This is a genomic window from Pedobacter sp. JY14-1 (genome assembly GCF_029269825.1).
Classification (GTDB): domain Bacteria; phylum Bacteroidota; class Bacteroidia; order Sphingobacteriales; family Sphingobacteriaceae; genus Pedobacter.
The window spans coordinates 759,960-786,493 of the sequence record NZ_JARJHU010000001.1; the positions used below are offsets into that span (position 1 = coordinate 759,960).

The following is a 26,534-nucleotide window of genomic DNA, read 5'->3' on the forward strand; positions in this document are numbered from 1 at the left end:
AACAGGAGGATTAAGGCTGCAGGTTCTGGCGCAAAAGGTATTCGAGCTGTTTATTGGCCAGGATCAGTTGTTCTGTCAGTTCGCGGTTCTGTTGCCGCAGAGAATAGATTTCGTAGGCTTTTTCAATGTTGATGCGCAGGTCTTCATCCATCCAGGGCTTTTGGATATACTTATAGACCTGCCCTTTGTTGATGGCGTCGATAACGGCGTTGATGTCGGCATAACCGGTAAGCAATATACGGATGGGATCCGGAAAGTCAGGAATGACAGACTCCAGAAACTCGATCCCTGTGGTCACTGGCATGCGCTGGTCAGTAATAATGACGTGGATCAATTCAGATTCCAGTATCTTTCTGCCCTCTATCGCAGAATTTGCAGTAAAAACATTGAAGATTCTCCTGAAGCCCGCCTTGAAGGAAGTCAGATTATGCACTTCGTCATCTACATACAAAACATTGATCTGATTGGCAGTACTCATAAAGATTAGCAGAAATTTGATTAAATATACAGATTTTAATATTCAGATCATTTTCTGCATATGTAAAAAAAATAACATAAGTCCCTTATCAGGAAAGCAACTTCTGCCTGAGCATAAATTCCAGTTGTTCGTTTACACGGAGTAGTTCTGCGGTAAGTGCCTTGTTCTCTTTGCGTAATCGGTACAGCTCATACGCCTTATGGAGGTTAACCCTAAGTTCATCTTCCTGCCAGGGTTTTGAGATATACTGATAAACCTGGCCTTTGTTGATGGCATCGATAACGGCGTTTATATCCGCATAACCGGTGAGCAAAATGCGGATAGCGTCCGGATAAGCTTCGATAGTAGACTCAAGGAATTCTACGCCTGTAATACCGGGCATACGCTGATCAGAAATGATGATCTGGATATCGTTGTCCTGCTTTAATATTTGAGTGGCCTCCGCAGCTGATTGCGCAATATATACCGTAAACTCCCTTCTGAATGATGCTTTGAAAGAATTCAGGTTATGTGATTCGTCATCAACGTATAAAACACTTATTTTCTCCTGCATTTTAATAGCTTATGCAAATTTATCAAAAAATAACAAAGCGCACTAATATTAGTAAATATAGCTATTTTACGCTAAATTTATCAGGTATAAGAGGATTAGTTTGCCATAGTAAAATGCTATTATTTAACAATCAACAAGATAAGGACAATCTGTGTGTCAAGCCTGAATTTTTCAGGCTTCGCGAAAAGGAAGATAAGCTCAGATTTGAAGCGCTGTTAAAGGACAAACCACACATTAAGTTTTACGATCAGATAGAAAGTCAGCTTGATGAGTTAGTTAAATCAAAACACCCTAAAAACAAACCGGAAGGGGCGAGACTTGTCGAGTTAAGAAATGAGCACCTGGGCAATTGCAGTCCCGAGGAATATGGAGTATGGGTGTATTATCCCTGGAACGAAAGGGTGGTGCACCTGCTTGATGAAACAGAGTTTATAGAAATGCGTACAAACCGCAATATCTATAAAATCACACGTGAGGAACGCGATATCCTCAGCAGGCAAAAAATTGGCGTGGTGGGCCTTTCCGTCGGACAGTCGGTATCCGTTACCCTGGCCATGGAAAGGGGCTTTGGAGAAATAAGGCTTGCGGATTTTGACGTCCTTGAACTGACGAACCTGAACAGGATCAGGACCGGGGTCCATAACCTGGGCATTCCTAAAGTGGTAATCGTAGCCAGGGAGATCAAAGAGATTGATCCCTTTCTGAAGGTTACTTTGTTTGCTGACGGATTAACGGATGAAAACATGGACCGCTTTTTTACGGAAGGTGGCAAGCTGGACATTGTGGTTGATGAATGTGATGGCCTGGACATGAAAATCCTGTTGCGGCACAAGGCCAAGTCACTGCATATACCGGTGGTTATGGACGCAAGCGACAGGGGAACATTGGATGTGGAGCGGTTTGACCTGGAACCCGACAGGCCGATTTTACACGGGTTTATAGACCATCTTGACCACACCCGCATACGCGAGCTCAAGACCAATGAAGAAAAAATCCCATACCTGATTCCGATGGTTGGCCTGACAACGATGTCGGACCGCCTGAAGGCATCTATGGTTGAAGTAGGGCAATCGATTACTACATGGCCTCAGCTTGCCTCTGCTGTGGTGTTGGGCGGAGCGTTGGGTGCAGACGTTTGCAGAAGGATCGCACTTGACCAGTATCACGAATCAGGGAGGTATTTTGTTGATCTTGAAGAATTGGTTGGCGACAGGAAAAAACCGGCGTCTGACGACTATCGCGTCAAAGCATATGATGTTGCGGAACTGACGTTAACAGAGATGGAACGCATTGCCGGGAATTACCGGATGGGCGGCGAATACCTTAGCCCTGACAAAAATGCGGTATCCGCAATCGTCACTGCTGCCGGGCTCGCGCCTTCAGGTGGAAATAGTCAGCCGTGGAAGTGGCTTTTTTACAATGACCAACTCTTTCTTTTCCATGACAGGAAGCAATCTGTATCCTGGATGGATTTCAATGATACGGCTTCTTATATCTCTTTTGGTACTTCAATAGAAAACCTGAAGATCAAAGCGGGAGAATTGGGACTAGAGACCAGCTATGAACTATTTCCGCTTGCGGATGAAAAAAAACTGATCGGTGTTTTTTCGTTCAGAAAAAGTATGGCCGCACCTTATTTAGGAGACTTATCAACCGGTCTGGCACTGAGATTGACGAATCGGAAAAAAGGCGATATGCGGCCACTTGAAGGATCGGTTATCCAGAAAATATCGGAACATGTCAGTCGCGGATCTGAAGCTGAATTACAGGTCATTACAGACCGGGAGCAGATAGAAAGGATTGCAGAGATTGTTTCCGGTGTAGAAAGATTGCGTTTTCTGTTTCCCCAGGCGCATCATGAACTTTATACGAAGGAGATCGTGTGGCCTTCGGAATCCGGCGAACCCATTGTCGAAGGTATAGATATCAATACCCTTGAGCTTTCGGAAAGTGACAAGACCGGATTGATAGTAGCTTCTAAACCAGAAGTAATTAATCTGCTGAATCGCTGGGGCGGGGGAACTGCTTTCGAAAAAATATCAAAAAGCTCTGTCGCCTCTTCTTCGGCCATTGCAATGGTGACGATGCCTGAATACAGTGACAAGAATTTTATTAAAGGTGGTGAGGCCCTGCAACGTGCCTGGATCACAGCGAATTTAAACGGTATCGCAGTGCAACCGATCAGTGGTATGCTTTTTATGTTTGACCGCCTCAATAAAACCAATGGCGAAGGTATGCCCGCAAAAATGGTCGCCGAGCTGGCGGAATTACAAAAGGCGCTATTCCACATTTTTAACGGGATTGACCAGCGTTGCCCCATATTCATATTCAGGTTGTCAAACGCCGGTCAGGCTTCTGTCCGGTCCCTGAAAAAGCCCCTTGAAGAAATCTTAAAATTCTCTGCTCAATGAGGAAGATTACATTTCAATCGTTTACCGCCATCCATGAGCCTGAACTATGCGAACGTTACCTCGAGGGGCATGTACAGGTATTGAAAGACTATGGCATCACTAATATAACGACAAACAACAGGCTGTGGATGGAACTACCGAACGTTCATGGTGTGGTCGCAATTGACGAAGAGGGCGAAATTGTCGGCGGGGTAAGGGTACATATAGCTGATGGCGTACATCCGCTTCCTGTAGAAAAAGCGGTTGGTTATATGGATGCTAAAGTAACCGCAGTGATCAATGAGTATTTTGATGAAGGTACCGGTGAACTTTGCGGCTTGTGGAATGCAAAAAGTGTAGCAGGTATCGGAATTAGTTTATTACTGGTGAGGGCAGGTATCGCTATTGTAAACCAAATCAGGTTAGGTTCACTGTTTACGATATGCGGCGATTACACGATGCCCATGGTAAGAAGAGTTGGTTTTATTGTGGAGGATTCGCTGGGAAATGGAGGCGAGTTTTTTTATCCCAAAGATGACTATATTGCGAGAGTGCTCAGAAAAATGAATGCTGAAACGCTGGAAACTGCAGATGAATATGACCGGGACCGAATTTTAGACCTAAGATATAATCCGGAACAGCATACCATTGAGCAAGGCCCCAAAGGAGAAATCGATGTTGATTATCACCTCCTGATACCGAAATATGATTAAAAGAGTATGTTTTAGCCTTCCCCTGATACTTTCGTTGTTATGGGGTATGACCGCTTTTGCCCAGCATCCGATCATTCTGAAGCAGGGCGAAGTACTGAATAACTTCGGAACGCAAATGTTGCTCTTAACCGACTCTGCCGGAGTTTTGGACATTTCACAGATAAAAAACAGCGATGGTTTTGAAAAGGTAACAGACAATGTGCCGAATCTGGGAATTACCACTTATACCTACTGGCTGAAAATCAAGGTTGAAAACCAGACCAATGATCCCAATCTCATTCTTCAGATCCCCCTCCCTACCCTTGATTTCGTTGATTTTTATCAGGTTGACCCTAGTGGTAAAGTACTTTACAGCGAATTCATAGGTGACAACCGGCCTTATTACAACCGGAAGTTTGACAATCCGTTCAGTACTTTCAGGTTTAGCGTGGCCAAAGGCGAGGCTACGACGCTCTACTTAAGGATAAAAGGAAATGAGCAATTACAGGTGCCTACTACACTCTGCCAGAGTAAACTGATCGCCCAAAAGAACGCTGATGCCTTTCTTGTGTTCGGCATATTCTCAGGAATATTCCTGGTGATGTTTACCTACAATCTGTTTCTGTATCTGTCCACGAAAGATAAGACCTATCTTTTTTACATCATCAACTTATTGTTTATCGGATTGTTACAGGCAAACTTCCAGGGGTTTCCTTTCAAATATCTATGGCCGGATAACGTATGGGTGGCAAAATATGCAGTTTACATTTTAACCCCTCTTGCAGCACTCACCGGGCTGGAGTTCATGAAGAATTTCCTGCATACCAAAGAGCTCCTGCCCAAGGCGCATAAATACTCACGGCTGTTCTATTTGTTATATCTCTTTGCCTTCATACAGCTGTTGCTCGGGCGGTTAAATACTTCTTACCAACTGCTGCAAATGGCCGCAATGACTGTGGCTATTTTTATGCTGATTACGGCTATCATTACTTACCGGAAAGGATACAGCCCTGCCAAATTTTTCCTGATCGCATGGAGCGTCTTCCTTTTGGGGCTCTGTATATTCGTTCTGAAAGACTATAACATACTCCCCTACAATACGATTACCTATAGCATGATGCCTTTCGGCTCGGCGCTTGAGGTCATCTTGCTTTCGTTTGCGCTTGCGGACAAGATCAATACTTTCAAAAAGGAGAAGGAAGCTTCACAGGAAGAAGCCCTCCGCATCTCACTGGAAAATGAACGGCTGATCACGGAACAAAATATCGAACTCGAGAAGAAGGTTAACGAAAGGACGCTGGAACTGCAAAAGTCAAATGATACGCTGGAAGTGGCCCTGAAAGATCTTAAGGAAGCTCAGTCTCAGCTTGTTGACCAGGAAAAAATGGCCGGGCTCGGCCAGCTTACCGCCGGAATTGCCCATGAGATCAATAATCCCATAAATTTTGTAACCTCTAACATTAAACCTCTTGAGTTAGATATCCTCGACCTGGACGAAGTGATCAATATGTACGAAAAGCTTGACCTGTCGGGTGATGTAAAGGAACAGATCGAAAAGATTGATTCGTTCAAGCGTCAGATTGATATCCATTTCGTCAGAGATGAGATCAAGTCACTGCTGACAGGGATAAGTGAAGGAGCAAAGCGGACAGCGGAAATCATCAAAAGTCTCAAGAATTTTAGCCGCCTGGACGAAAACGACACTAAGCCTGTTGACCTTAACGAGGGTTTGGAATCTACTCTGGTGCTCGTCAAAAATACGTTTCCGGATAACCTTTTGGTGGTAAGGGAGTTTGGCAAACTGCCCAATGTGGAATGTCTGCCGGGCAAGATCAACCAGGTATTCATGAACCTGATCACGAATGCAGTGCAGGCCATTAAATCTAAACCGGTCCAGAATGCAGAGGAGAGATTAACCATCAGGACCTGGCAGGAAGGTGAAAATGTTAAAATCAGCATCAAAGATTCTGGCACAGGTATGCCCGATTCGGTTAAACAGCGGATATTTGAGCCGTTTTTTACAACCAAAGATGTAGGAGAAGGAACAGGGCTCGGATTATCAATAGTTTTCAGGATCATTGAAAACCATCATGGTAATATTGATGTTGTCACAAAAGTAAATGAAGGTACAGAATTTATTGTTACCTTGCCTGTAAACTTCAAATAGCTGCTCAATATGTCGACCATCCGTGTTCTCTACATAGACGACGAAGAAAACAACCTGACGGCCTTCAAGGCCGGTTTCAGGCGTCAATATGAAATATATACGGCAACCTCTGCAGCTGACGGGCAAAAGATCCTGGAAAATGTCGACATCCAGGTGATCATTGCCGATCAAAAGATGCCGAAAATCACCGGCGTCGATTTTTTCAAAAGCATTTCCAAGACTCACCCCGATCCCGTCCGTATACTGCTTACAGGTTATACCGATATAGAGGCATTAGCGGACGCGATTAACCATGGTGACATTTATAGATATATTACCAAACCCTGGAATGACCTGGAGCTGCATAACTCTATCAAAAATGCTTATGACGCCTATGTCGCAAAGATAGAGCTCAGGGATAAGATTGCAGAACTGGAAAAGACAAATGACGAACTGAACAGGTTTATCTATAGTATTTCACACGAACTGCGGGCGCCGCTGGTATCTGCAATGGGAATAGTCAATGTAGTGAAGATGGAGGGGCTTTTTGATTCCTGTGGCGAATACTGGGGGCTCATTGAAACCTGTGCCAATAAGCTGGATTATTATATCCAAAAGACCTTACAATATTATAAGAACCATAAGACAACATCTGATATTTCGTCGGTTGATTTTAACAAGTTGATACAGGAGCTGATCGACTTATATTCTTATACTGACAAAGACACGCATTTTCATGTGGAGATCAGGCAGAATACTGAATTCTATGGTGATGCATTCCGTATTGAAGTGATCTTGGGCAATCTGATCTCCAATGCGATAAAATATCAGAAAGAAGACGAAACCAACAAAAAGGTCGTTATTTCCGTTGATGTACAACGTGAAGCCGTGGAAATCGTCATCAGCGATAACGGTATGGGTATCTTAAACGAACACCTGGAAAAAATCTTCACCCAGTTCTTCAAAGCGAAGACCAATCAGGGTACCGGACTTGGCCTTTTTATTGTGAAAGAGGCATTAAATAAAATTAACGGAAAGATTGCGGTAAGTTCCGGTCTTTCTGAGGGCACAACTTTTAAAATAACGATTCCAAATGGCCGGTAAGCATAAAAAAGTAATGCTGATAGATGATAACGAAGTTGACTTAAAGATCAATTCGAAAATCATCACCATTTCCAAATTGTTTGAGGAGATCATTGTTTGCCAATCGGGCGATGAGGCGCTTACCTATCTGAATAAACACCAGGATGACGATGAACGCCTGCCTGATTTTATACTACTCGACATACAGATGCCCGAAATGGACGGGTTTGAGTTCCTGGAGGTCTTCAAACGGTTCCCCGACAGGCTTAAGGAAAAATGCCTGGTGGCTATCTTATCTTCCACACTTGATTTTGGCGACATCAAAAAAGCTGAAGCTAATCCCTATGTGATCAAATTGCTGAAAAAACCGCTGTTCCCCAAAGAACTGGAACAACTGCTGGGCAAGTACTTCAGTTAGCAGGTTATTAGGGGCTTTAAGCTTTATATTACAGGATTCCGTGTTCTACCAGAAATTCCCTGAGGTATTTTGGGTTTCTGTCCATCAGCAAAGTGTGCAGGCCTGCTTTTTTCGCACCTTCAATATGCTGAGGGCTATCGTCTATAAATAGCGTCTCCTGCGGATCAAGGTCATTTTCCTTTAATACACGTTCGAATATGGCAACATCTGGCTTACGGAGCAACATCTGCTGCGAGTAATATGTCTTTTCAAAAAGGTGGTTGTTATCAGGTACATGAAAACTGGTCATCAGGTGTTCCAATATCTGCTTATAATGGATATCATTGGTATTGCTCAACAGAAATGTCCTGTATTTAGCCTTTACTTCCAGGAGTGTGTCATGCACTTCCGGTCCGGGTACGCCGACCAGCAGACTGTTCCAGGCATCATCGATGATACCATCGGCAATATCGGGGTTTCCCGCCGCTGCTCTGATCCCATCTCTGAATGCAGCAGAACTCAAGTGGCCCGTCTCAAAATCATTGAATAACTGATGGTGTGCCTTATGTGCGAAAAATTCTTCCACATTCCTGATGCCGAGTTCCAAAAAGGCTTGTTGAGCCCTTTTGAAGTCAATTTCAAAAATCACATTGCCGTAATCGAAGATGATATTTTTTAATTTTTGTCTGTCTACCGTTTCCATAATTGGATACAAATATGTAACATTGCACTCGCAAAATCGAAAAGATTTTCACTGCGCCTATAGCTCAGTCGGTTAGAGTAGAAGACTCATAATCTTTTGGTCCCTGGTTCGAGCCCAGGTGGGCGCACGAATGGCAAGTCTGCCTAATGTCTTTACCCTGTAAGTCTAAGACTTACAGGGTTTTTATTTATTTTAATTTAGTGATACCGCAACTGCTAAGTCATATCAGGAAATGTTGTACGATCCAGGTGGATAACGCCTTGATCGAGCCGTTCTTTGAACATAAGCACTATAAGAAAAAAGAGCTCCTGTTAACGGAAGGACAACATTGCTTTGAAAAATTCTTTATAATTAAGGGCTGTGTCCAATTGTGCTACCTGAAACAAAACGGAACGGAACAAACTATTGATTTTGCCATAGAAAACTGGTGGATATCGGATTTTATGGCATTCCCAAACGGCGGTATCGCACAATTTTCCATTCGCGCCACCGAGGATACCGAGGTGTTAAGCATCAGTGCAGACCGGCAAGATAAACTGCTTAAACAATTGCCGGAACTGGAGGGCTATTTTCACAGGGTGTTCCAGCGGGCTTATGCCGCGTCTCAAATGCGGTTAAGGTATTTATACGAATTTTCGAAAGAGGAATTATACTTGAATTTTCTTCAGCGATTCCCTGAGTTTACCCAACGGGTTCCACAATACCTGCTGGCTTCTTTCCTGGGTTTCACACCGGAATACTTGAGTGAATTGAGGAAGAAGTTTATTTCTTAAACAGGTTTAAGAACATCGGCATTTATGTTTCCCACCTTTGTGAAACACAACTTAATCGTATGAAAAAAGTAATTAAACACCGGTTGGATGTATGGGCTGAAGAGCCGCGCTATTGGGAGTTAATGTCCGCAATGGATAACCGCCTTCACGAGTCTACCATTACAAAAAATCTGATCGACCTGATCAAGATCAGAGTTTCTCAAATCAACAAATGTGCCTATTGTATCGATTACCATACCGAGGAAGCCTTACAACACGGTGAAACCATCCGTCGCATATTTGCCTTGTCTGCATGGCAGGAAAGCCCGTTGTTCACGGACGCTGAACGCGCGGTGCTCGAAGTGGCCGAAGAGATGACGCTGATTGCCAGGCATGGCCTTTCCGATCAGGAATATGAAAGATTGCGGTCATTTTTTACAAGTAAGGAAATGGCTGATATCATGGTCGCTATCAGCCACATGAATTTTTTAAACCGCATTGGTATTTCTACTAAAACACAAGCATTATGAAACAATAGCAGGTATTCCAATCACCGGGTGCCATACTACGCAGGCGTCAAGATTTTATTTACATAAGTTTACACTTTTATTTACAATCCAGATTCGTTGCGGCGAAAAATGTCCGCTTAGATTCGCTAAATCAATTTAAAAGGATATGAAAAATAAAAGCAATGTTTGGTACGGCCTGGCGATGCTGCTGGCTGTCGTGATGTATGTTCCGGTACAGGCTAGGCAAAAAAACAGTGCGCGATACGCTGATTTTTCGGGTGAATGGCGCGCGAGGGAATCGATATCGATGGGCGGAAATATCGTTTGCTGCTTTGATTCGGGTGACCGTATGCTCGCTGGAACGATGAGAATAGCGGCACAGGCCAATGGGCTGACCGTGGCGGTATCCAGCGGGTTTCCGGGTACGGTACCGGTGGCAGGCCTTGAAAAAATGTCCTTCGACGGTAGCGTCAGCGAAATTGACCATGGCCACGGAAGAGGAAAAAAGTTTACCGTCAGGTGGTCAGCTGACGGACAAAAGCTGACGGTGAACTCAACGGTGCGTCTGATGATTGATCAAAAGCAAACAACTGTATATGTTACAGAGGTTTGGACGCTGAGCCCCAATGGTAAGTCGATTACAGTGCAGGCAAATGCCCGGTCAGGCTTATACAGCAAGGACCGCTCCTGGAAGACTGTATTTGAGAAAGTTGGTTGAATTAAAAAAATCACACTTAAAAACTTCAGGTCTCACGGGAAGGCGGCAGACAGATTTGCCTTACTTGGTTTTACAATTATTTCTGCGGTTTCGTTCCCTGGCAATCAGGCTGAGCTCACGCCCCGTCTGCCCGGCAATAGAAGTGTTTTCCTGGGCCCTTCTGAAAAGATAAGGCATGACTGCCTTTACCGGTCCGTATGGAACATATTTTGCCACGTTGTAACCGGCATCGGATAAGTTAAAACTAAGATTATCGCTCATACCCAGCAACTGGGCAAAATAGACGTGCGGATGGTCGTGACTAATTCCATGTTCATCGAGTAACCCGGCCAGCAGTTTTGAACTGGCCTCGTTATGAGTGCCGCAAACAAAAGCAATATCGTTAAGGTTTTCCACCGAATATCGTAAGGACGCATCAAAGTCGCGGTCAGACGCTTCCTTTGTTGGCTGTATGGGGGAAAGGTATCCCTGCTCTTCAGCACGCTTACGTTCCTTTTCCATATACGCTCCCCGGACCATTTTAACCCCAAGCAGAAAACCAGCCGATCTGGCCAGTAAATGGTCTTTCTTCATACCAGCGAGTTTATCATGGCGGTACATCTGATAAGTATTGTATACGATAACTGATGACCGGTTAAAAATCCGCATCATGTCCAGTGCCAGCTTGTCTATTGTATCCTGGATCCAGCTTTCTTCTGCATCAATCATTACTGGCACCTTCCGCTCAAAGGCTGTAAGACAAATACGTTCACAACGGGCCTTTACCCGATTAAACTCAGAAATCTCAGCAGCACTCAGTTCGTGACCGGCATCCAGTTTTTCCAGTAACCCGAAACGTCCGATACCCGTTACCTTAAAAACGGTAATGGGAATGCGCTGATCGCCGTCGGCTTTCTCAATCGTAAGGATGATCTCATTACAGGTAGCATCAAAAACAGGCTCCTCCTCCTCTCCTTCCACGGAATAGTCCAGTATCGTCCCTACTTTTCCCAAAGCAAGCTGCGCAATGGTATGCTCACATTCTGCTATGGTTTCACCTCCGCAAAACTGACTGAATATCGTAGATTTGATCAGGCCTTTTATGGGAAAACCGGCATTTAACAGGAAATTAGTGATCGGAGGGCCTACTCTGGTCAGGAAATTACTGCTGATGGCCTTAAAAAGCCAGTAAGCCTTATTGAGTTGCTGATTGGTCTTATTACGGAAGGCAATTTCCGTATTGTTGAAATCCAATGTCTTTTTGCCTGGTACTTGCATCTAAATGAATATGAGTTAGTCGGTTTCGAGCGCAAAAATATGAATTCCACGCTTAGCTATACCTAAACACTATCTAAATAATTGTAAGTTTGCCAAATCATGATACAATTTAAACTGGAAGGCGAATTTATCCCGCTGATTCAGCTGCTTAAAGCAACCGGACTCGTACAAAGCGGCGGCGAGGCACAAACGCTGGTCGAAGACGGGCTTGTAAAATATAACGGTCAGGTGGATTACCGTAAGCGGCTTAAAGTACGCAAAGGAGATATAGTTGAGTTTATAAGTCAAAAAATTACTGTCATTTAATGGACACGCTAAACAGCGCGGGCCGTAACATCTATTTCGAGACCCGTCTTACACCACTTATCAGTATCCTGAATTCGGGCAGATACAGCAAAGTATTCGTATTTGCCGACAGCAACACCGCAGAAGTCTGCCTTCCGCTCTTCAGGGAGATGCTTGATGATTTCACAGGTTTTGACCTGATCGAAACTGATCCCGGAGAAGAAAACAAAAGTATAGATTTCTGTATCGGTATCTGGAAAACGCTGCTCGACTTCGGTGCTGACAGAAAATGCCTGATGATCAACCTGGGTGGTGGTGTAATTACTGATATGGGTGGTTTCGTTGCCTCTACCTATAAAAGAGGTATAGACTTCATCAACATACCGACTACGCTTCTTTCGCAAGTGGACGCTTCGGTCGGTGGAAAAACCGGCATTGACATTGACAATGTCAAGAACATGGTGGGCACCTTTGCCTTGCCACAATCGGTATTTATCGAGACGGCATTCCTGGATACGTTACCTGAACGCGAGCTGCTATCCGGATTTGCCGAGATGATCAAGCATGGGCTGATCAGGGACAGGGCTTATTACGAAACACTTAAGGCGACAGATTACAGGAAGATTACTGCACCGGCGATTTACCGTTCAGTGGAGATCAAGAACGACGTCGTTACGGAAGATCCACGGGAAAAGGGATTGCGCAAGATCCTCAATTTCGGCCATACGATAGGCCATGCTGTTGAAACCTATTCACTTATTCATGACGAAAAACCGCTTACCCACGGTGAAGCCATTGCTATCGGTATGGCCTGCGAGGCTTGGTTGTCGTACACCTGCAATACCTTGCCGCAGCAGGAACTTGAAGATGTCTCTGCCTGTATCCTTGCACTTTACCCTGCCTATGAGATTAAGGAAGCTAGTTTTGAGGAGCTGATTTCGCTGATGGAGAGTGACAAGAAAAATGAAGACGGGCAAATTATGTTTTCACTGCTCTCTACTATCGGGGATTGTGGTTTTAACTACCAGGTCAATTCGGAGGATATTGTGAGCAGCATGACCTATTATAATTCGCTGTCAAAATAATTATGGATTTTTTTAGTTAAGCCCTTGACAAATAAAATTTTGTTAGTACATTTGGCGAAACAAAAACAAGAATGCAAAATATCACTACATATTGGTTTGGTTACTTTTACTACTTTAGTAAGGGCCGGGACTAATATGCAATGATATCAAGAGATAAATGTATATAGAAAAGTCCCGGCCAACAGCCGGGACTTTTTCGTTAAAAGAAACCCATTTTTAAAACCAACATACCATAAAACAAAAAATACACACTAAAATGAAAAAGGCAACCAGGGTAGCTATACAGGGAATCAGCGCATCGTTTCATGAAGAAGCTGCCTTCAAGTTTTTTGGCAGGGACATCGAGACCATAGAATGCAACTCATTTAAGGAGACTTGCGAGGCCCTTTCCAACCAGCGATCTGATTATATAGTGATGGCGATTGAGAACTCCATCGCCGGCAGCCTGCTCCCTAACTATACCCTGATCAGAGAATATAATTTTGCTATAGTAGGTGAGGTCTATCTGCCGATCCAGCTTCACCTGATGGCGCTGCCTGGTGTAAAGTTTGAAGACATCAGGTATGCAACCTCTCATCCCATCGCCATCCGTCAATGTGTAGACTTCTTTTATGATTATCCGCAAATTCAGGTTATCGAAGGCAGTGATACTGCAGCATGTGCAAAAAAGATCAGGGATGAACAACTTAAGGATACTGTCGCCATTGCCAATACATTGGCGGCCGAACTTTACGGCCTTAATATCATAGAAAGAAGAATCGAATCCAATAAAAAGAACTTTACCCGCTTCCTGATCCTAAAAAATGACAAAGGTTTTGAAGTTCAGGGCACCAATAAAGCGTCAATCTGCTTCCAGGTAGGCAATCAGGTAGGAGCACTGGCTAAAGTCCTGAATATTTTTGCTGAGCAGAAAGTCAACCTCACCAAAATACAGAGTATGCCTGTACTCGGTAAACGCAACGAGTACTATTTCTACGTAGACATCGAGTGGAAAAACATGGATGATTATGATAAAGCCATTCGCCAGACTTTGAAATACACAGTGAATTTTAACATCATGGGCGAATACCAGAAAAATGACAAAGTCTGATTACGAAATTTTAAACCAAAATATTAACACCTATTAAAACCCCATCAAAATGAAATTACAATTGAATATTCAGCCATTGAATACCTGGCTGAACACAAACAACGAGCCATTGATCATTTCCGGGCCCTGCAGTGCGGAAACCGAAGAACAGTTGCTCACCACTGCTCATCTGCTGGCCGGGACCGGAAAGGTATCTGTACTGAGGGCAGGTATCTGGAAACCGCGTACACGTCCCGGAGAGTTTGAAGGTATTGGCAGCATCGGCCTTGAATGGCTAAAAAGAGCCAAGGCAGAAACCGGACTTCCTACTGCTGTAGAAGTTGCAAACGCCAAGCATGTTGAAGAAGCGCTGGCTGCAGGAGTTGATATTCTCTGGATTGGTGCACGTTCAACTGTAAATCCATTCACTGTTCAGGAAATTGCAGATGCATTGCAAGGTGTAGATATTCCCGTACTGGTAAAAAACCCGGTGAACCCGGACCTGCAATTATGGGCTGGCGCACTGGAACGCATCAATCGTGCCGGCATCACTAAACTGGGAGCCATTCACCGCGGGTTTTCCTCATTTGAAAAAAGCTCATTCCGTAATGAACCGATGTGGGAACTGGCCATCCAGTTGAAGACGCTGATACCGGATTTACCGATCATCAATGACCCAAGCCACATTTGTGGTAACAGAGAACTGATCCCTTATATTGCACAGAAAGCGCTTGATCTGGACATGCAGGGACTGATGATCGAGTCTCACGTTGATCCGTCCGTTGCCTGGACTGATGCCAAACAACAAGTAACCCCTGCCGCACTGGCTGAGCTGGTAGACCGTCTTACCGTACGTGAGCCGGAACCTAAAAACGGAGCTGTTACAGATCACCTTGCAGAACTTCGCAAGCAGATTGACAAAATCGACGACCTTTTACTTCAAAAACTTGGCGAGCGTATGGCCATTGTTGGCAAGATCGGTGAGTTTAAACGCGACAACCAGGTTACGATTCTCCAGGTTAACCGTTGGGATGCCATTTTGAAAAAGGGTATTTCTTTTGCAAAAGCATTGAAGCTTGACCTGAACTTCACAGAAAAATTCCTGGAACTTGTACACGGAGAATCCATCCGCAAACAAACAGAGATCATGAATGCCGGTAAGGCTGAAAAAGGGATTGCAGCTGAAGCACATACTGAAGTTAAATCCTGATGAGTAAACATGCACTTGTCTCATTCAAGAGAGATAAACATATCCGCACTGAAATTACCCTGACGGGTTCAAAGAGTGAGTGCAACAGAGCTTTGATCATCAGCTCACTGAGTAAAGGGAAGGTAAAAGTCGAAAATATGTCGGATGCGGCCGACACCGTTACGTTGAACCGCATCCTTAACAGCCTTTCTTCAGGCCATCCGCAGCGGCAAACCGTAGATGTGGGCCCTGCAGGAACGGCAATGCGTTTCCTGACGGCCTATCTTTCTGTGCAGACCGGGGATTTCCTGCTGACAGGAACTGAGCGGATGAAGCAAAGGCCAATCGGGATTCTTGCCGAGGCGTTGAAGTCTATCGGCGCCTCACTCAGTTATGCGGAACAGAATGGCTTTCCGCCTCTGGAGATCAAAGGGCCTTTCCGTCAGCGCTCAGAAAAGGTCAGCATTAAGGGTGATATCAGCAGTCAGTATATATCTGCCTTACTGATGATAGCCCCGGCACTTCCGGAAGGACTCAGGCTGGAAATAGAGGGCGAGCTCACGTCGCTTCCTTATGTAAAAATGACGCTGGACATGCTGAAAGAAAGCGGTATTTCCTATACCTGGAACAACAATGTGATCAGCATATCCTCACAACCTTTCTCCGGGGCCACGCTCACGGTAGAACCTGATTGGAGTGCGGCTTCTTACTGGTACAGTATTGCGGCCCTTTCCGAGCAAGCGGAGATCAGTTTGCCTTACCTGAAAGAAAAAAGCCTTCAGGGAGACAGCCGCATCCGGGAGATCATGACCGCTTTCGGGGTTGCAACGCAACAGACTGCCAAGGGAATCGCCATCAGTACAGCAGAAAAGCACTTCGACGGGGCTGTGCTCAACCTCAAGGACTGCCCGGATCTTGCACAAACGATTATTGTATGCGCTGCCGCATTGGGAAAAAACCTGGCATTCACTGGTCTCGAGACCCTGAAGATCAAAGAAACAGACCGCATAGCCGCCTTGCAAGCCGAATTATCGAAGATTGGTGTGGTCCTTACTGAAGACAATCTGATCTATACCTTAGATTGCAGCGGATTAAATTTTCCGCAACGTGTCCGCTTCAAAACCTATGAAGATCACAGGATGGCCATGGCCTTTGCACCACTTGCCTTGCTGATCGATGAAGTGGTGCTGGAAGAAATGAATGTGGTAGAGAAATCTTACCCAGCATTCTGGCAGGACCTGGAGAAGGCGGGATTTATAGTTAATGTGATATAGCAACACCCTTAACCTTAAAAAAATTAAAATGGCAGGTAATACTTTTGGACAACTGTTCCGCATCACTACGTTTGGCGAATCTCATGGAAAGGCGATCGGCGTTATTATAGACGGCTGTCCCGCACAACTGCCCATAGACGAGTCCTATATTCAGTCTGAACTGGACAAACGCAGGCCCGGACAATCAAAAATCACTACCCAGCGCAAAGAAAGCGATACGGTACAGGTCCTCTCCGGAGTGTTTGAAGGGAAAAGCACCGGCACTCCGATCGCCATGCTGATCCCTAATGAGGACCAGCGCAGCAAAGACTATAACCACAATACTGATGTATACCGCCCTTCTCACGCCGATTATACCTACGATGCCAAATACGGTATCCGGGACCATCGCGGAGGCGGAAGGTCTTCTGCCAGGGAAACTGCGGCCAGAGTAGCGGCTGGTGCCATTGCCAAGCTATTGCTCAGGCATCATGGCGTTGAAATATTTGCCCATGTCTCTGCAGTAGGTAAAATACAGGCACCGAACCTGCAAAGCGGAAATACTGCTGAATTGCTGGAAATCCGAGAGGCCAATATTGCCCGCTGTGCCGACCCCGCTACCGCGCAACAAATGATTGAGTTTATTGACGGAGTCCGTAAAGATGGTGATACGATTGGCGGTAAGGTCAGCTGCGTAATCAGAAATTGTCCCGTGGGGTTGGGAGAACCTGTTTTTGATAAACTGCACGCTGACCTGGGAAAGGCCATGCTCAGCATTAATGCCGTACATGGCTTCGAATATGGATCAGGATTTAGCGGCAGCGAAATGCGGGGATCCGAGCATAATGATATTTTTGTACCGGGAACAGAAAAGCCGAAAACACTGACTAACTTCTCAGGGGGCATCCAGGGTGGAATATCCAATGGCATGGAAATCAGCTTTTCTGTTGCATTCAAGCCCGTGGCCACCATCATGCACAACCAGCAGACCATTAACGCTGCCGGTGAAGCTGCAGAGATCCAAGGTAAAGGAAGACATGATCCATGTGTTGTACCTCGTGCAGTAGTCATTGTCGAAGCTATGGCCGCACTTGTACTGGCAGACCATTTACTCAGGAACAAGGCTTCCAGGCTTCAATAATGACAAACTCAGTAAAACGCTGAACGTAAAAAAGGCCGTAAATAATTCACGGCCTTTTTTTAGTTATTGATATCAGACGAAACTAGGTCAAACCTGGAAAAATAGCAGGAAACTTTGCGGCATTATGGTTATGCATTACTTCGTAGACTGCTTCTATTACGTCATCTGCAGAAGGCTTGCTAAAGTAATCACCATCTGATCCATACGGAGGCCTGTGTGCTTTTGCAGTTAATGTGCGTGGCTGTGCATCTAAATAATAGTAGCCGTTTTGTTCTTCCAGTACCTGCTGCAATATAAAGGCTGCACCTCCACCGGGGACATCCTCATCCACTACCAGTAATTTATTGGTTTTGGCGAGCGACTTTGCACACAATTGTTCTGTATCAAATGGCTGGAGCGTTTGCGGATCAACAATTTCTATCGAGATTCCCATTTGCATAAGCTCCTCAGCAGCCTCTTCAACGATCCTCAAAGTCGAACCATATGAGATGACGGTAATATCAGCTCCTTCCCGGATCACCTCGGCTTTGCCCAGCGGCACCGTAAAATCACCGACGTTCTCAGGCATCTTTTCCTTGAGGCGGTAACCATTAAGGCATTCAATTAAAAGTGCAGGTTCATCAGAACGGAACAAAGTATTGTATATACCCGCCGCCTGTGTCATATTACGCGGGACACAAATATGCAGCCCCCTTAGCGAGCCAAGGATCATAGATATGGGTGAACCCGAGTGCCATATACCCTCAAGCCTGTGCCCTCTTGTTCTGATAATTACCGGAGATTTCTGCCCGGCCTTGGTACGATAAGACAAACTGGCCAGGTCATCACTAAGCACATTCAGCCCATACAACAGATAATCCACATATTGTATTTCGGCAATAGGCTTGAGACCCCGCATTGCCAGACCCATCCCCTGCCCTACAATCGTCATTTCACGGATACCTGTGTCTGATATTCGCAGTTCCCCATATTTGGCCTGCAGCCCGGCAAAACCCTGATTTACATCTCCGATAGCTCCGAGATCCTCACCAAAGGCAACCAGACGCTTATCACGGGCAAAGTTAGCATCAAAGCAGGCATTAAGGATTTCCCGTCCATCTACCATTTTGCCATCCTCTGCATAAACAGGGTCAACGATGTCTACCTGGAAAGGACTTTCTACCCCGTCTGTAAACAGCTTTGTATTATAGCGCTCGTAATTCAGTTCCATTTGTTCGTTATACCATTCCAGCAACCGGGTTCTCGCATTGTCCTGATCATTGCGGGTAGCCCTCAGTGCCTTCCTGGCAACCGACATGATTTCTCTTCTCGACGCATCAGCCGTATTCAGCAATTGCATCGTCAGCTGCTTGAGAGAAGGATATCCTGCAGCCAGTGCGCTAACCAGTTCAACGACCTCCTTTTTCTCGACACTGATGCCATCAAGGAATTCTTCCCATGCTTCCTTCTGTGTATCACGCACAAATTTTTTGGCAACCTGTTCAATCTCCTGTGCTTCATCTTCGGTAAAAATCGCTGATTCGATCATCCATTTCCTCATTTGCAAGAGGCAGTCATATTCCCTTTCCCAGTCGAGCCTTTCCTTTTCTTTATACCGTTCGTGAGATCCCGATGTTGAATGCCCCTGAGGTTGCGTAACCTCAGTGACATGTATCATTATCGGAACATGTCCGGTCCTGCAAATATCTGCGGCCTGCTGGTAAATCTCACAAAGTGCCGGATAATCCCATCCCCTGACCTTAAATATTTCAAGACCAGCGTTGGATTCATCCCTTTGGAAACCCCTGAGCACCTCTGATATATCTTCCTTCGTCGTTTGGTATTTTGCAGGAACAGAAATGCCGTAGGCATCATCCCATATGGAGATGATCATCGGTATCTGCAATACCCCTGCTGCATTTACCGCTTCAAAAAAAACACCCTCCGAGGTAGATGCGTTACCGATTGTACCGAAAGCAATCTCATTTCCGTTAACCGAAAACTGGTCCAGCCCATGAAGTTCCGGGTTCTCCCTATACAATTTAGATGCCCATGCCAATCCTACAAGCCTGGCCATTTGCCCTCCGGTCGTAGAAATATCAGAAGAAGAATTTCTGATCTCTGTGAGGTTTTTGAAGGTGCCGTCTTCATTTAAAGACCGCGTAGCAAAATGGCAGTTCATCTGTCTTCCTGCAGAGGAAGGATCGGCTTCCACGCTCGGATTGGCATACAACTGTGCAAAAAACTCCTTCATGGTACAGATGCCCGCAGCAAAAGCAAAAGTCTGGTCACGGTAATACCCTGCTCTCCAGTCACCTTTTTTAAATGCTTTCGCCATGGCAATCTGTGGCAGTTCTTTTCCGTCACCGAAAATGCCGAATTTTGCCTTTCCGGTCAGCACCTCCTTGCGCCCGAGCAGGCTGGCCTGCCTGCTCTCATAGGCGATTCTGTAATCGTTGATAACGATAGCTTTGAAAGCTTCAAAGCTCAGCTCTGAGGTGTCGATCGGATCGGTAAACTTGATATCTTGCATCATAAGCAAATCAGTATGTCCCAAAGATAAACAAAATCTAAAGTACCGTTAAACACTGCCGGGTAATTTATATGTTGGAATACTTTTTGTTTTACCGCATAAAACTTTACATTTGTTTCATAAACCCACATTAAATGAAAAAGTTAATATTGTTATTTGCATTTGTCTTAGGGGTAAGTGTCGCGGCGAATGCCCAGGCAAAACCTGCAGAGTTCAAGTTTGACAAGGAAACATACGACTTCGGAATGATCCCGGCCGGTAAACCGGCAGTAGTAGACTTCAAGTTTACGAACGTCGGTGATGAGCCGCTGATCATCAGCAAAGTGGAAACGTCATGTGGCTGTACAGTTCCGGAATATACACAGACCCCTGTAAAAAAAGGTGGTACTGGTGTCATCAAGGTAACGTATAACCCGACAAGTACAATGCCTTTTAACAAAAGCATCACCATTCTGTCAAACGCGAAGACTACGACCAAGGTACTCTACATTAAAGGAAACGTACCTCCGGCACCGGCGAACACTAAATAGAATTATCAAATATACTCCGATGAAAACCTCGTTTTTAACGGGGTTTTTTAATATAATACATGCCAAATATATCAGAGAAGGGGGTCCGAATGCCTGCGTCCCCCATTAGGAAGCTTACCCCCTATGCTGACAAAGCTAAAGAGGAAGGCAAAACAGTTTATCACCTCAATATTGGTCAACCTGATATCAAAACTCCTGAAGGGATGCTCCGTGCAGTCAGGAATATTGACTTTGACGTATGGGCTTATACCCCTTCGGAAGGTACACTGGCTTATCGCAGCAAACTGACAGAATATTATAACCGTCAAGGCTATCACATTGCACCTGAAGACATCCTGGTGACAGCCGGGGGCTCGGAGGCGCTCACCATAGCTATGCATGCCTGTATCAATGAGGGTGACGAAGTAATTGTACCTGAGCCATTTTATGCCAATTACAATGCCTTCGCCTGCATGAGCAATGCAGTGGTAAGGCCAATACCTTCTTCTATAGACAACGGCTTCGCGCTTCCGCCCATTTCAGAATTTGAAAAACTGATCAATGAGCGCACGCGCGCCATTCTTATCTGCAGTCCCAACAACCCGACAGGATATCTGTATTCAAGAGCTGAAATGGAAGCCCTTAAGGAGCTTTGCCTTAAATACGATCTTTTCCTGATGGCTGACGAAGCCTATCGCGAATTTTGTTATGGGGGTGGTGAATTTGTGTCACCACTTCACCTGGAAGGTCTGGACCAGCATGCAATTATCTTTGATACTGTATCCAAACGCTATAGTGCCTGTGGAGCAAGGCTTGGTTGTATGGTTACCAAGAATAAGGCGGTGATCCAGTCTGCGCTTAAATTTGCGCAGGCAAGACTGAGTCCCGGCATGGTCGAACAAATTGCAGGTATTGCGGCGGTCGACACACCGGACAGTTATTTTGAGGCTGTCAATAAGGAATACACCTTACGCAGAAATACCCTGGTCAGCAGGCTTAACGCGATGGAAGGGGTTTACTGTCCTAATCCCGGCGGTGCATTTTATGTTATGGCCAAGCTACCCATAGATGATGCAGACAAGTTCTGCCAATGGATACTTGAACATTTTACCTATGACAATTCGACAGTAATGCTGGCTCCGGGAACGGGATTCTATTCCGTAGAAGACCTCGGCAGAAACCAGGTCAGAATGGCCTATGTGCTCAATGTGAACGACCTGAATAAAGCTATGGATTGCCTCGAAATTGCCCTTAATCAATATCCTGGCCGGACATTGGCATAATTTTCGCATATTTGTATCCGCATACCATTGGGGCCGTTCTGGATTTGACAGGGTGACGTTGAGTATGTAAGCATGCAGTGCGTTGTACGGAGAGCACTTTAAAGAGAACGTTCAAACAATAATTGGCGAAAATAACTACGCCTTAGCAGCCTAATTTAGAATTAGCCTAGCTTTTGTCCCTCTGACTGCTGCGACGTTAGGTCAGAATCAGGGGCATCGAAATAACATCGCTGGCAATTGTAGGGTGTGATACAATTGTGAGACTAAAGCACCTAAGGAGAAAGGCAAGGTCGGTTTCCAGCCCGTCTTATCCCGACAATTAACTGGAAAATAAGCATGTAGAAGGCATAATTTAGCACACAACTGGACAAGGGTTCGAACCCCTTCGGCTCCACAAAAAGCAACCTTACCGGGTTGCTTTTTTTATTTAGGAAACCGTCGCCGCCGATAAAAACGGAAAACTTTATTTAAAACAAGGTGTTGTACCGACAATAGCGCTAAATAGTTCATTTAATAAATCATGTGCTATGAAATCTCAGGTTTTTATCTTTTTGCTGTTAATCTGTGTAGGGCGTCAGGTCAGAAGCCAGGATATGGCTCCGTTATCCTTCGTTCACCAAAAATCCATCCAGTTCAGCTTTGGCTCACAGGGAATAGGTGTTGATTTTAACTATGGTATACTTCCACGACTGGCATTATCAGCCGGAGTGAATGCAGTTCCGCTAAAAGCAAACAATATCTTCAAAATATCCGGATTAAACTCCACTTCAAAAGTCTCGGCTGATTTCTATAACCTCCACCTCATGGGAGATTATACCCCGTTCGAACGCTTACGCTGGTTGCGTATTGTAGGCGGTGCTGCATATTTCCTCAAAGCTAAAGGCGGGCTGGACATCTATCCGTCAGACCGTTATACCTACGGGGACCTGGTCCTCAATCCCGACCAGATCGGATACGTAAATCTCCATATAGACTGGAAAGGACTTGCACCCTATGCAGGCATCGGTTTGTCTGGCCTGTTTCCGAGCAGGTCATTTAACGTCAACTTTGACCTGGGCACTTATTATCTTAGCCGTCCTGAAGCAGACATTAAAGGTACCGGCATCCTGTCGGGCAACGCTTCGCAATCAGGACAATTACAGTATAACGTAAAAGATTACCGGTGGCTACCGGTCCTGCAGATCAATTTCAACGTTAAACTTTAAGCATATGAAAAGACGATTAAAACCAGGCTTGCTAATCGTGATGATGCTTCTGCTGCAAACCTGTAAGAAACCGACCGAGAACATAAAACTGATTGTTGACACAGACATCCTTAAATATACAGCGCTGATTTATGTTACCGATGGCACTGACGGCGGCCCGGCGCCTGCAGATGCAGAAATTAAGATCACCGGCACCGCAGCAGAAGACATTTATGAGCTTTCGGGCAAAAAAGACATTAATCTCAGCGCCGGGATCGTCACCATCGGTCTGGCTCCTGATATAGTTCCTACAGAGGACAGCCCTGTTAAAGCCAATGTGGAAATATCAGCGGCTGGGTACCGTAAAGAAATCAGAGAAATTGTCTTCACCGGCGTACAGAAACAGCAAATTATTCCTATTCCTATAAGCAAAAATGGTTCTACCGCACCCCCGGTTATCGCACCACCGCCAACCGTATATGATCAGATCATTTCCTTAAACTTTACCGGGAGATGCCCGGCAAGACAGGATCTGGAAATAAGGCCCAGTGTTTACCTCTTTTTTCGTGAGCACAACATTGGAGGCAGCTTCCAATACCTGGGCTATCTTGATAAGGGCCGGATCAGTACGAAATATCTGCTTGCGGGAAAAACCTATGATTTTCAGGTCGTATTCGGTGGTGAGGTCTACCAGGTTAGCCAAAAAATCGAACAGCTTAGTTATGATCTGACTATGGATATGCCGGCTGCATGTAATCTTTAATCTTCAGATCACTTCAACCGAAGCTGCCGGTATCCAACCCTGGTTGCCGTTAGGCAGGCCCACTTCAAGCCAACCGTCAGCCCTGCACATGATATCTACCTTAAGGCCTTCGTGAATTACAAATAACGTCTTGAAACTATCCTTTGGCCCACTTTTTACATTTACAGTTCCTGCGAAGACAATTCCCGTATCAGTTCTCTCCAGGTAACTCGTCTGACGTCCCGCCAGAAACACAAACAGCAATCCCGAAATGATCACCAGCAATCCGGAATAAAAAGCAATCTTCTTCCAGCGGATCTCTGCCACAAAAAGGTAAATTGCCAACAACGTAAATCCGGCGATAACCCCGGTTACACCGAGGGCAGCAAAAGTCCCGGAAGGAAGGAAAAGAATAACGGACTTCCACCACCTATCCAGGAAAAATTCCTGTACCGGTGTAATCTGGTCGGTAATATGCTGAACTGCAAAACCAATATTTACCGCAATGTCTTCATCTGCAGGCGCAAGCTTACGGGCCCGCTCATAATTCAGCAAAGCCTTCGGATATTCAGCCGTTCTGTAATAAGCGTTTCCAAGATTATAATAAACTTTTGAGGCTGTTTCACCATTGGCCAGCAACTGTTCATAAAGCTGAGCGGCCTCCTGGTATTTCTCCTGTTTATACAGTCCATTTGCGCGGGCAAATAGTTCCGAACCCGCCTGCGCACCAGATACAAACGGCACGCAAAGCACCAGAAGCAGGTATAAAAACTTTTTCTTAAACATGGCTTTCTATATCACTAATAATCATTTTTGCCTTCTCTAATACCTCACGCTCAGCAATACCCGAAACCGGTGCATAACGCGCCATTTCACAAAGATCCAGGGTACTGTTCAGTCGGTCTAAAAGACCGGTATCGATTCCTTTCAACATCAGTTGCCCTGCTATTTTTTCCCGGCTGAGCTCAGCGATCCTGATATTTAGCTTGTCGCTTAAATATCCATACAGCCCGCGGTAAAGCGCTTCGTAAAAAGCCGGTTTATTGCCTGTCTGTAACTGAATTTCGGCATTTGCAAGATGTCTGGCAGCAACCTTGCCTGCATTTCTTCCCTTTACCTTCACCTGGTCGCGGTTTTGTTCACGGCTCCAGCTTCGATATATAAGTGCTGCAGCAAAACCCAGCGGGCCTAAAAATAACAATACAAAAAATAGAGGAGAACCATAAAAACCAGGCCCATCTGCACCAAGGGAGCCATCGGTTTTAATGTAGCGGATATCTTTATCCATTACCTTCACGTCCTGTTGCCCTCCGTAGGCACCAGCCTGACTGCCAGGCGCGGCTTTATCTACCTTTACAGGAAACGAACCGGTAACCAGCATCACATATTTTGCCGCGGCAGGGTCAAAATAAGAGAACTTAAGTTCATCAATCTTATAATGACCAGCATGTCTTGGTATTAGCAGGTAACTGTATTCCCTGCTGCCCGACACTCCATCCACAGATTCGGTAATGTTATCCGTTACCTTAGGATCATATTTCTCAATATCAGCGGCAAGCTTAAGCTCTGGTGCCTTAAGCAGTTTCAGGTTGCCCGTGCCTTTAATCTTTACGGTATAATTCATCGCTTCATTGGCACGTAAAGAAGGCTTATCTAAGGTTGCTCCTACAGAAAAGCGGCCTACGGCACCCTGAAAACCTTCCGGTCTCCCAGCTTCAGGTAATGGCCTTACATTAATGGTTACCGGTGCACTCTTAATTTTATATTTCGAATCTTTGTAGGAACCTCCGCCAAAAAACTGCTCAATCGGATCATTCGAAGGCACCACCTGCCTCACAATAAAAGTCATGCTCAACGGATCAAGCACCAGTTTGCCAAAGCGTTCAGGGAATAAGATCACCTGTTTGAGCACAGCTACATGATACCTCCTGCCATTATAATCCTCTACTTTCCATTCCACATTAGGATTCAGATTCTTAATTTCCTGGCTCCAGAAGCCATTAAAATCAGGCAATTTGTCAACGTTATTGTCTACAATCCCCACATTAGTATACAACTTGTAACTTACCGTAATCTGCTCGCCCTGGTAGACATTATTTTTAGAGGCTACCGCCCTCAAAAACAACTTTCCGGCAATGTCACCTGCATTTCCACCGGGAACTACATCATCAGGTGAGCCCGCAGCACTGTTGCCGCTCTGGCCACCCGGAGAACGGCCACTCCCTTTCACCACTTTGACCCTCACCGGGTTCGAGCGATAGGTCCTGCCACCGATCAACATCGTCGCTGCACCAATTGTATAGGTGCCTTCACGCACGCCAACCAATATATATCCTACCGACATATTGATCGTGGTATTTCCGTTTATTGAACTGAAACTGGAACTCTGGTTTGGTCCTCCCACCACCTGAAAACCACCGAAGGAAGGAGGATTAAAAGACTCCGGACTTCCGTCAGTAGAGAACTTTAACTCAAACTGCTCCCCAACCGCCACCTCGGCAGAACTGACAGAGGCCACGACCTTAATTCCCTGCCCATATCCCGACGCAACTTGCAACAGCAGCATCAGACAACCTATAAATTTCAATCTCATCTTAAACATTG

General features: G+C 45.3%; 25 protein-coding genes, 1 tRNA gene and 1 other RNA gene. 20 read left to right on the forward strand and 7 right to left on the reverse strand.

The window, feature by feature from the left end:
• Positions 1-10: 10 nt before the first annotated feature.
• Positions 11-478: a response regulator gene (locus P2W84_RS03315; RefSeq protein WP_276088682.1), complete on the reverse strand. Its 468-nt coding sequence runs from the start codon at positions 476-478 to the stop codon at positions 11-13.
• An 88-nt stretch (positions 479-566) separates the two neighbouring features.
• A complete protein-coding gene (locus P2W84_RS03320; RefSeq protein WP_276088683.1) occupies positions 567-1,031 on the reverse strand; it encodes a response regulator in 465 nt (154 codons plus the stop codon).
• A gap of 113 nt (positions 1,032-1,144) precedes the next feature.
• Here P2W84_RS03320 and P2W84_RS03325 point away from each other — a divergent pair, with 113 nt between their 5' ends.
• Genes P2W84_RS03325 through P2W84_RS03345 form a run of 5 tightly spaced genes read left to right on the forward strand, consistent with a single transcriptional unit; the run spans position 1,145 to position 7,760 of the window.
• A complete protein-coding gene (locus tag P2W84_RS03325; RefSeq protein WP_276088684.1) occupies positions 1,145-3,442 on the forward strand; it encodes an Rv1355c family protein in 2,298 nt (765 codons plus the stop codon).
• Positions 3,439-4,134, forward strand: a complete 696-nt coding sequence (locus P2W84_RS03330; RefSeq protein WP_276088685.1) for a hypothetical protein — start codon at positions 3,439-3,441, stop codon at positions 4,132-4,134. Before P2W84_RS03325 ends, P2W84_RS03330 begins: the two co-directional genes overlap by 4 nt.
• Positions 4,127-6,280: a 7TM diverse intracellular signaling domain-containing protein gene (locus P2W84_RS03335; protein ID WP_276088686.1), complete on the forward strand. Its 2,154-nt coding sequence runs from the start codon at positions 4,127-4,129 to the stop codon at positions 6,278-6,280. The genes P2W84_RS03330 and P2W84_RS03335 overlap by 8 nt, the downstream gene beginning before the upstream one ends.
• A gap of 9 nt (positions 6,281-6,289) precedes the next feature.
• Positions 6,290-7,363, forward strand: a complete 1,074-nt coding sequence (locus P2W84_RS03340; protein WP_276088687.1) for a hybrid sensor histidine kinase/response regulator — start codon at positions 6,290-6,292, stop codon at positions 7,361-7,363.
• The gene (locus P2W84_RS03345; protein ID WP_276088688.1) at positions 7,353-7,760 is read left to right on the forward strand and encodes a response regulator; all 408 of its coding nucleotides are present in this window, start codon (positions 7,353-7,355) and stop codon (positions 7,758-7,760) included. Before P2W84_RS03340 ends, P2W84_RS03345 begins: the two co-directional genes overlap by 11 nt.
• A 28-nt stretch (positions 7,761-7,788) precedes the next feature.
• On the opposite strand, the gene P2W84_RS03350 is transcribed toward P2W84_RS03345, so the two are convergent.
• A complete protein-coding gene (locus tag P2W84_RS03350; RefSeq protein ID WP_276088689.1) occupies positions 7,789-8,442 on the reverse strand; it encodes an HAD family phosphatase in 654 nt (217 codons plus the stop codon).
• Between the two features lie 53 nt (positions 8,443-8,495).
• Between P2W84_RS03350 and P2W84_RS03355 the strand changes: the two genes are divergently transcribed.
• The 4 genes from P2W84_RS03355 (at position 8,496) to P2W84_RS03370 (ending at position 10,421) form a co-directional block, all read left to right on the forward strand.
• Positions 8,496-8,569 (forward strand) — tRNA-Ile (locus P2W84_RS03355).
• 73 nt (positions 8,570-8,642) lie between these two features.
• Positions 8,643-9,215 carry a Crp/Fnr family transcriptional regulator gene (locus P2W84_RS03360; RefSeq protein ID WP_276088690.1) on the forward strand — a complete coding sequence of 191 codons (573 nt, stop codon included), beginning with the start codon at positions 8,643-8,645 and terminating at the stop codon, positions 9,213-9,215.
• A gap of 59 nt (positions 9,216-9,274) precedes the next feature.
• Positions 9,275-9,724: a carboxymuconolactone decarboxylase family protein gene (locus P2W84_RS03365; protein ID WP_276088691.1), complete on the forward strand. Its 450-nt coding sequence runs from the start codon at positions 9,275-9,277 to the stop codon at positions 9,722-9,724.
• A gap of 145 nt (positions 9,725-9,869) precedes the next feature.
• Positions 9,870-10,421 carry a hypothetical protein gene (locus P2W84_RS03370; RefSeq protein WP_276088692.1) on the forward strand — a complete coding sequence of 184 codons (552 nt, stop codon included), beginning with the start codon at positions 9,870-9,872 and terminating at the stop codon, positions 10,419-10,421.
• 60 nt (positions 10,422-10,481) lie between these two features.
• On the opposite strand, the gene P2W84_RS03375 is transcribed toward P2W84_RS03370, so the two are convergent.
• Positions 10,482-11,678 carry a proline dehydrogenase family protein gene (locus P2W84_RS03375; RefSeq protein ID WP_276088693.1) on the reverse strand — a complete coding sequence of 399 codons (1,197 nt, stop codon included), beginning with the start codon at positions 11,676-11,678 and terminating at the stop codon, positions 10,482-10,484.
• Positions 11,679-11,777: 99 nt separating this feature from the next.
• Here P2W84_RS03375 and P2W84_RS03380 point away from each other — a divergent pair, with 99 nt between their 5' ends.
• The 6 genes from P2W84_RS03380 to aroC all read left to right on the forward strand — a co-directional run bounded on the left by P2W84_RS03380 (position 11,778) and on the right by aroC (position 17,700).
• On the forward strand, positions 11,778-11,984 hold the full coding sequence (locus P2W84_RS03380; RefSeq protein ID WP_276088694.1) for an RNA-binding S4 domain-containing protein: 207 nt from the start codon (positions 11,778-11,780) through the stop codon (positions 11,982-11,984).
• On the forward strand, positions 11,984-13,048 hold the full coding sequence (aroB, locus tag P2W84_RS03385; RefSeq protein WP_276088695.1) for a 3-dehydroquinate synthase: 1,065 nt from the start codon (positions 11,984-11,986) through the stop codon (positions 13,046-13,048). The genes P2W84_RS03380 and aroB overlap by 1 nt, the downstream gene beginning before the upstream one ends.
• A gap of 256 nt (positions 13,049-13,304) precedes the next feature.
• Positions 13,305-14,138 carry a prephenate dehydratase gene (locus P2W84_RS03390; RefSeq protein ID WP_276088696.1) on the forward strand — a complete coding sequence of 278 codons (834 nt, stop codon included), beginning with the start codon at positions 13,305-13,307 and terminating at the stop codon, positions 14,136-14,138.
• Between the two features lie 49 nt (positions 14,139-14,187).
• Positions 14,188-15,327 carry a chorismate mutase gene (locus P2W84_RS03395; RefSeq protein WP_276088697.1) on the forward strand — a complete coding sequence of 380 codons (1,140 nt, stop codon included), beginning with the start codon at positions 14,188-14,190 and terminating at the stop codon, positions 15,325-15,327.
• Positions 15,327-16,580 carry a 3-phosphoshikimate 1-carboxyvinyltransferase gene (gene aroA / locus P2W84_RS03400; RefSeq protein WP_276088698.1) on the forward strand — a complete coding sequence of 418 codons (1,254 nt, stop codon included), beginning with the start codon at positions 15,327-15,329 and terminating at the stop codon, positions 16,578-16,580. The genes P2W84_RS03395 and aroA overlap by 1 nt, the downstream gene beginning before the upstream one ends.
• Positions 16,581-16,608: 28 nt before the next feature.
• On the forward strand, positions 16,609-17,700 hold the full coding sequence (aroC, locus tag P2W84_RS03405) for a chorismate synthase (RefSeq protein ID WP_276088699.1): 1,092 nt from the start codon (positions 16,609-16,611) through the stop codon (positions 17,698-17,700).
• A gap of 82 nt (positions 17,701-17,782) precedes the next feature.
• Here aroC and P2W84_RS03410 read toward each other — a convergent pair whose 3' ends face one another.
• Positions 17,783-20,215, reverse strand: a complete 2,433-nt coding sequence (locus P2W84_RS03410) for an alpha-ketoacid dehydrogenase subunit alpha/beta (RefSeq protein ID WP_276088700.1) — start codon at positions 20,213-20,215, stop codon at positions 17,783-17,785.
• 131 nt (positions 20,216-20,346) lie between these two features.
• Here P2W84_RS03410 and P2W84_RS03415 point away from each other — a divergent pair, with 131 nt between their 5' ends.
• The 5 genes from P2W84_RS03415 to P2W84_RS03435 all read left to right on the forward strand — a co-directional run bounded on the left by P2W84_RS03415 (position 20,347) and on the right by P2W84_RS03435 (position 23,951).
• A complete protein-coding gene (locus P2W84_RS03415) occupies positions 20,347-20,742 on the forward strand; it encodes a DUF1573 domain-containing protein (protein WP_276088701.1) in 396 nt (131 codons plus the stop codon).
• Positions 20,743-20,801: 59 nt separating this feature from the next.
• Entirely contained in the window at positions 20,802-22,004 is a 1,203-nt protein-coding gene (locus P2W84_RS03420; protein WP_276088702.1) for a pyridoxal phosphate-dependent aminotransferase, read from the forward strand.
• A 29-nt stretch (positions 22,005-22,033) separates the two neighbouring features.
• Positions 22,034-22,401, forward strand: a transfer-messenger RNA (tmRNA) gene (gene ssrA / locus P2W84_RS03425).
• A 130-nt stretch (positions 22,402-22,531) separates the two neighbouring features.
• Entirely contained in the window at positions 22,532-23,209 is a 678-nt protein-coding gene (locus P2W84_RS03430) for a hypothetical protein (protein ID WP_276088703.1), read from the forward strand.
• Between the two features lie 4 nt (positions 23,210-23,213).
• Positions 23,214-23,951: a hypothetical protein gene (locus P2W84_RS03435; RefSeq protein ID WP_276088704.1), complete on the forward strand. Its 738-nt coding sequence runs from the start codon at positions 23,214-23,216 to the stop codon at positions 23,949-23,951.
• A 3-nt stretch (positions 23,952-23,954) separates the two neighbouring features.
• Here P2W84_RS03435 and P2W84_RS03440 read toward each other — a convergent pair whose 3' ends face one another.
• On the reverse strand, positions 23,955-24,716 hold the full coding sequence (locus P2W84_RS03440; protein ID WP_276088705.1) for a tetratricopeptide repeat protein: 762 nt from the start codon (positions 24,714-24,716) through the stop codon (positions 23,955-23,957).
• Positions 24,709-26,523 (reverse strand): BatD family protein, encoded by a 1,815-nt coding sequence (locus tag P2W84_RS03445; protein WP_276088706.1) that lies wholly within the window; start codon positions 26,521-26,523, stop codon positions 24,709-24,711. The genes P2W84_RS03440 and P2W84_RS03445 overlap by 8 nt, the downstream gene beginning before the upstream one ends.
• Positions 26,524-26,534 lie beyond the last annotated feature (11 nt).